7 protein-coding genes are annotated in these 4,243 nt (G+C 72.7%); 4 read left to right on the top strand and 3 right to left on the bottom strand.

Annotation, left to right across the window (positions count from 1 at the left end; genetic code table 11):
• Positions 1 to 22: 22 nt before the first annotated feature.
• The 3 genes from ACWCSD_RS48940 to ACWCSD_RS48950 all read right to left on the bottom strand — a co-directional run bounded on the left by ACWCSD_RS48940 (position 23) and on the right by ACWCSD_RS48950 (position 1,107).
• Complete coding sequence (locus ACWCSD_RS48940) at positions 23 to 262, bottom strand: hypothetical protein (protein WP_449926095.1); 240 nt, start codon at positions 260 to 262, stop codon at positions 23 to 25.
• A 14-nt stretch (positions 263 to 276) separates the two neighbouring features.
• Positions 277 to 429, bottom strand: coding sequence for a hypothetical protein (locus ACWCSD_RS48945; protein ID WP_352324543.1), 153 nt, complete (start codon positions 427 to 429; stop codon positions 277 to 279).
• A 207-nt stretch (positions 430 to 636) separates the two neighbouring features.
• Positions 637 to 1,107: a MarR family winged helix-turn-helix transcriptional regulator gene (locus ACWCSD_RS48950; protein ID WP_397157300.1), complete on the bottom strand. Its 471-nt coding sequence runs from the start codon at positions 1,105 to 1,107 to the stop codon at positions 637 to 639.
• Positions 1,108 to 1,242: 135 nt separating this feature from the next.
• Here ACWCSD_RS48950 and ACWCSD_RS48955 point away from each other — a divergent pair, with 135 nt between their 5' ends.
• The 4 genes from ACWCSD_RS48955 to ACWCSD_RS48970 form a co-directional block, all read left to right on the top strand.
• Positions 1,243 to 2,340 (top strand): MFS transporter, encoded by a 1,098-nt coding sequence (locus ACWCSD_RS48955; protein ID WP_397157298.1) that lies wholly within the window; start codon positions 1,243 to 1,245, stop codon positions 2,338 to 2,340.
• A gap of 13 nt (positions 2,341 to 2,353) precedes the next feature.
• On the top strand, positions 2,354 to 3,001 hold the full coding sequence (locus ACWCSD_RS48960; protein WP_387649012.1) for a nitroreductase family protein: 648 nt from the start codon (positions 2,354 to 2,356) through the stop codon (positions 2,999 to 3,001).
• A gap of 48 nt (positions 3,002 to 3,049) precedes the next feature.
• Positions 3,050 to 3,823: an alpha/beta fold hydrolase gene (locus ACWCSD_RS48965; protein WP_449926100.1), complete on the top strand. Its 774-nt coding sequence runs from the start codon at positions 3,050 to 3,052 to the stop codon at positions 3,821 to 3,823.
• Between the two features lie 114 nt (positions 3,824 to 3,937).
• The coding region (locus tag ACWCSD_RS48970; protein WP_449926103.1) for a hypothetical protein at positions 3,938 to 4,243 on the top strand (306 nt) is incomplete at its 3' end.

Genomic DNA, 4,243 nt, shown 5'->3' on the forward strand with positions numbered 1-4,243 from the left:
GCAGGACGCTTCGCGGCGGGGTTCAGTCAGTCGGGGTGCTCGAAGCGGGGTTCTCCTTGAGCCGCATGCACTCCTCGTAGTAGAGAAGCGCCTCGTTGGCGGCCTTCTCAGGGCTCCAGCCCCGGGCGACGAGGGCCTGGTAGTTGTGGTTGTAGATCTGGTAGCAGTCGGTCCGGCTGTCGGCCTGGGCGGCAACGGCGGCGGGGACCCCCCAGGCGGCGGCCAGGAGCGTGGCGATGACGAGGCGGCGTGCGTGACGCATGGCGATCCTTCCTGTTACTTGGTTCCCCAGCCGGGCGAGTGGCAGGCGGGTCCGTTCGGTCCGGTGTTGCACGACTTGCCTTCGGTGGCCTGGGCCGGCAGGGACAGCGCCCCCACTGTGGCCGCGGCCAGCAGCGCGACGGTGATGACGGGACGAAGACGGGTCACATGGGCTCCTGCGGTGAGGTCGCGACGTACGCGAGATGCTTCCGTGACGGCCGCCGGATGCCCCGATGATCTCCGGGGCCGCACTGCGATTGTCGGACGCCGGCGGCGGCCCCGGCTCCTCCCCGAGGCCGGTCCCTCCGGCCACAGGGAGGACGACAACCACGGCCGCCCGACGCCTCGAGAACCGGCGCCCCAGGAGCCGACGCCTCAGGAACCGGTGTTGAGGAGTTTGCCGAGGAGGGCGGTGAGCTGGTCGCGCTCCTGCGGCGTGAGGGACTGGAAGGTGTCGTCGAGGAAGGCCGGGATCGCGGCCTGCGCCTCGGCCAGCCGCCGCCGCCCCGGGTCGGTGATGGTGACGGCGTAGGAGCGGCGGTCGCGGGGGTTGCGCTCGCGGCGTACGTGGCCCGCCCGCTCCAGGTCGTCGCAGACGCTGACCATGACGCTGCGGTCGATGCGCAGCTCCTCGCTGAGCGTCTGCTGCGAGCAGGGGCCGACGGCGTCGAGCATCTGGAGCACGAGCTGCTGGCCGACGCCGAGCCCCTGCGTGGTGGCGTGGGCGTCGGCGGCGCGCGCCACGGCGGCCGAGGCCCGGCACAATGCGATGTCCAGCCGCTCGGCGGCCAGCCGCGGGAAGTACGCCTGGCGTGCGCGGTCGCCTGTCCTGGTGGTGGTCGCCATGGATCCCCCTCTTCGCTCCGACGCCGAGTCTAACGCAAACCATCTCACCTCCAATCGTTTGACAGCAGATGATTTGTAGCCGTACGGTCCCAATCGTCTGTCAGCAAATTGTTTGTACTCAGATGGAGAGTGGACGTGGCACGGACTGAGCGCGTCGCACGGACGGCCCTGGTGGTGTTGTGCGCGGCGGTGTTCCTGGACTCGATGGACCTGTCCCTGATGGGCGTGGCCCTGCTGTCGCTCATCACCACCACCTTCGCCGAGGGCGCGCCGCGCAACCGGGCGCTCGGGGTCTACTCGCTGGCCGGGGCCACCGGCTACACCGCCGGGCTGATCGCCTCCGGCCTGCTGGCGGAGATCAGCTGGCGGCTGGTGTTCTTCCTGCCCGTGCCGGTCGCGGCGCTGGTGCTGGCCGCGGCGCCGCTGGCACTGCCGCGCGACGTCCGGCCGCAGCGGGCGCGCGGCGGGTTCGACGCCGCCGGGGCGGTCGCGGTCACCGGGGGCGTGCTGCTGCTGGTGTTCGCGCTGACCGAGCGGAACTGGCCGGCCGGTGTGGTGGCCGTGGCGCTGCTCGGCGGTTTCGTGCTCATCCAACGCGGGCGGCCCAGCCCGCTCGTCCCGCTGGAGGTGTTCAGGTCCGGGACGGTGGGCGCCGCCAACCTCGCCGCGCTGACCTGGGCGTGCGCGACCATCGGCTGGCAGTTCGTCACCGTCCTGTACCTGCAGCAGGTGCTCGGCTACACCGCGCTGGCCACCGGGCTCGGGATCGTCCCGATGGGCCTGGCCATCGTCGTCACGGCCAACCTGGCCGGCCGGCTGATCAGCCGCTGGGGGTTGGGACGGGTGGCCGCCGCCGGGATGCTCGTCCAGGGGGCGGGCATCCTGCTGTTCCTGCGGGCCGGGGTCACCGGCGACTACCTCACGGTGCTGATGCCCGCGCTGGTCGTGCACGGCGTCGGCAACGGGCTGTCCTTCCCCAGCCTCAACATCGCCGCCGTCGCCGGCCTGCCCGACGCGCGGCAGGGGCTGGCCTCGGGGCTGGTCACGTCCTCCGTCCAGATCGGGGCGGGGGTCGGGGTGGCGGTGCTGGCCGCCGTCCTGCCGCTGGGCGGGTCGCCGCTGGCCGGTTACCGGCTCGCGTTCCTGGTGGCGGGCGGGTTCTCGCTGCTGGGGGCCCTCGTCGCCGCCTACGGGCTGCGCGCCCGCCGTCCCGCCGCCGTACCGATCGACTGAAAGGGAACCTGCCGTGACACTGGATCTCACGCCCGACGAGTTGCTGAGCACCACCCGCGCCGTGCGCAAACGCCTCGACTTCACCCGTCCGGTGCCCCGCGAGCTGATCGAGCAGTGCGTGGACCTGGCCGTACAGGCGCCCACCGGACGCAACCGGCAGCGCTGGCACTTCCTCGTCGTCACCGAGCCCGAGCAGCGGCGGGCCGTGGCCGACCTCTTCCTGCGCTCCCTGTCGCGGGCCACCGGGCAGCCGCTGAGCGAGCGCGACCTGTGGCGCATGAACTACCACCGCGGCTCCACCGAGCGGGTCTTCGACGGGCTGCGTCACCTGGCCGCCAACATCCACCGGGTGCCCGCGTTCGTCATCCCGGGCGTCGAGGGGCGCACCGACCGCGCCACGGTGGAGGCGCAGGCGGGGGCTTGGGGGTCGATCCTGCCGGCGGTGTGGAGTTTCATGCTGGCCGCGCGGGCCCGCGGCCTCGGCACGGTGTGGACGACCGCGCAGGCGCCCCTCGAACGGGAGCTCGCCCAGGTTCTCGGGGTGCCGTACGAGAAGGTGATGCTGGCCGCGTTCATCCCGCTGGCCTTCACCATCGGCACCGAGTTCAGGCCCGCTCCCCGCATCCCGCGCGAGGAGGTCCTGCACTGGGACCGCTGGTGAGAGCCCGTTCCGGCCCTACCGGCCGGTCACGAGGGCGGCGATCTCGCGGTGGACCGCCGCGCCGCCCGTCCGGTGCAACGCGAGCACGTCGGGGTCGGCGACGGCCCTGGCGAGAAAGGCGTGCCCGGAGCCGCCTTCCGCGGCAGGCGGCTCGGCCACTTCCGCGACCCGTCCGCGTTCGCGCGCTACCGCACCGCCCACGACCAGGCCATGGCGCAGCTGCCCGAGCCCGCCGAGACCCACGACGTGACCACCGGCTTCGGCACCGTCCGGGTGCACCTCCTCGGGGTGTCCATCGGCGGGTGGAGCGCCTTCCAGCTCGCCATGTGCGCCCCGGACAAGATCGCCTCGGTGAGCCTGCTCGACCCCGCGATCACGTTCGGCCGGATCACCTGGAAGGTCGTCATCGTCTCGCTGGGGTCGGTGGTGCCGTCCTTCCCCGAGTCGTGGCGCCGCAAGCTGCTGAGCTGGATCTCCGGCGGAGCCGACGCCTCCGGCGACGAGCCCATCGCCAACGTGATCTCGGCGGGCATGCGGGACTTCACCTCCTTCCTGCCGCCGCCGTCGAACCCGGCCGACGACCAGGTGGCCGGCGTCGAGGCGCCGGTGCTCGCCCTGATCGCCGGGCGCAGCATCATCCACGATCCGGGCAAGGCCGCGCAGCGCGCCCGCCGGCTGCTCTCCCACGCCGTCGTCGAACTGTGGCCGGACGCCTCCCACGCCATCAACGGCGAGTTCCCCGAACGGGTCAACTCCCGGATCCTGACCTTCATCGACGAGCTCGACCGCACCGCCGGCGCACCCCGCGCGGGCCAGGGCTGAGACCGGGACGCGCCGAAGGATCACGCGGCCGCTCGTATCAGGGACTGACCGTAGCCGCTCGGGGACAGGGCAGAGCACCCGCGCGCGGTGCGGTGATCAGGAGAAGAGGCCGCCATGCCGATCGACTACACCTACGAGCGATTCGAGGACTTAGAGCTGCCGCATCCCCTGACCGCGGAGGCCGCCACGTCGGCGGCCAGGCAGAACGGCCTCGCCGCCGCCGACGTCGTGTTCAGGGCCGGCGGCGGGACCGACGCCGAGCGCAACGCGCTGACCTGGCTGCTGGCGACCTACGTCCCGCAGCCGTACGCGACGAGGACCAACCACCAGATCCTGCCCCTCACCGCCGCGTCCGTCGGGCAGGTGGTCCTCGCCTACGGCGCGGGCAAGCGAGCCACCGCGACCCTGGTCGGGCGCGGC

This window comes from Nonomuraea sp. NPDC001684, assembly GCF_053596515.1.